This is a genomic window from Haemophilus sputorum CCUG 13788 (assembly GCF_000238795.1).
Classification (GTDB): Bacteria; Pseudomonadota; Gammaproteobacteria; order Enterobacterales; family Pasteurellaceae; genus Haemophilus_A; species Haemophilus_A sputorum.
In genome coordinates this window covers 1-1,757 of sequence record NZ_AFNK01000050.1, presented here as the reverse complement: position 1 = coordinate 1,757, position 1,757 = coordinate 1, and the positions used below count along the sequence as shown (strand labels likewise).

The 1,757-nt window shown below is 47.2% G+C and carries 1 protein-coding gene and 1 pseudogene; one reads left to right on the top strand and one right to left on the bottom strand.

The genetic code is table 11. The features are described from left to right. Positions 1–454, bottom strand: a pseudogene (locus HSP_RS11220) (IS1 family transposase); the annotation flags it as partial. Between the two features lie 358 nt (positions 455–812). Here HSP_RS11220 and HSP_RS0106700 point away from each other — a divergent pair. After that, on the top strand, positions 813–1,700 hold the full coding sequence (locus tag HSP_RS0106700) for a WYL domain-containing protein (protein WP_010129663.1): 888 nt from the start codon (positions 813–815) through the stop codon (positions 1,698–1,700). Positions 1,701–1,757: the final 57 nt, after the last annotated feature.

The window sequence follows — 1,757 nt, the reverse complement described above, 5'->3', positions numbered from 1 at the left end:
AGAAGACGCTCCAGCGTGGACAACGTGCGTTCACCGAATACGTGCGCCACAACCGTCCTCCGTATCCTGTCATACGCGTAAAACAACCAGCGCTGGCGTGATTTAGCGCCGACATAACCCCACTGTTCGTCCATTTCCGCGCAAACAATGACGTCACTGCCCGGTTGTATGCGTGAGGTTACCGACTGCGGTCTGAGTTTTTTAAGTGACGTAAAATCGTGTTGAGGCCAACGCCCATAATGCGGGCGGTTGCCCGGCATCCAACGCCATTCATGGCCATATCAATGATTTTCTGGTGCGTACCGGGCTGAGAGGCGGTGTAAGTGAACTGTAGTTGCCATGTTTTACGGCAGTGAGAGCAGAGATAGCGCTGATGTCCGGCAGTGCTTTTGCCGTTACGCACCACGCCTTCAGTAGCGGAGCAGGAAGGACATCTGATGGAAATGGAAGCCACCCGCACAGCGCGCTGGGATATCACTCCCCGAGGGAATACCGGCGGCAGCGGACATCGTTAACTTAAGATACAAAAGCTGTTCGGAGATGGAGGGTCAAGATCAGCTACCAGCCCAGGCAGAAGTTGCTAGGCGTGTTCGAGAGAATGAATTGCGTCAGTTGGCATTCCAGCGTGAGCTTCTATCAAGGCCAGAAAAGAAACATTCGAACAACGTCAAGCCAATTTTTATAGCCAACAAGACGACTTGTTGATACTATGATACCTAATGAAAAAAAGTAGGTTGCTTGATGGCATTCAATCGATGGCTTCCTAGTTTTAAATGATTAGGGCTTGTCCCAGATGGATTGAGAGGCTGACAGTGCAAGACAACACTGGACTTGAAGAGCTTAGCCAAGCACAGAGAGAACGACTCGCTCATATTGATTTCACTTTGTTATTTAAAGGTGAAGCTGGGCGTAGTTATTTAACCGAGCGATTTAGCGTAGCGCCGTCTGTGGCAACACAAGATTTTGCGCGGTACAAAGAGTTGGCTCCTAACAACGTTATGTATGACGAAAAGCGCAGAGTGCACTTGAAGACGAGCGCATTCCAGCCGTTGTTTGATTATGACGTTGTTCGAACTCTTGCGACGATAAGCCAAGGGTTCGGTGATGGCTTTCTTGGCAAGGCCAGGCCACCTATGGCTTGTGAAGCACCATTCCATCTCAATAAGCCGAAATTGGAAGTTGTAGCGGCTATTAGTGAAGCCATACATAAGCGCGCTGTGATTAATATTGAGTACACCTCATTGTCGAGTGGTCATGGGAGCAGGCAAATAGTTCCTCATACCCTGATTGACAATGGCTTGAGATGGCATGTCCGAGCATTCGATAGAAAGCTTAGAGAATTTAGGGATTTTGTTTTAACCAGAATAAGTGAAGTTGAGTTGTTAGAGGATGAGGTTAACGACGAAGTTGAGACTCTTCAGTGGGATAAGCAATGGAACCGAATCGTTGAGCTAGAGCTGATACCTCATCCAAAACTAGCACATCCAGAAGCTGTATCGATGGACTACGCAATGGAAAACAATAGGTTGCGTGTAGAGATAAGAGCTGCGTTCGCTGGATATTTACTGCGTTTATGGAATATCGATTGTTCAAAGAATTGTAAGAGCAATGGGCGAGAGTTCCATTTAGCACTTAAAAATCCAGAAGCACTATACGGCGTTGACAATGCTGCACTCGCTCCTGGATATAGCGAATCGTGAGATGAATTTATGAATATAAAAGAATATTTAGGCGATCTTATCGGAGGCAGTTTATTG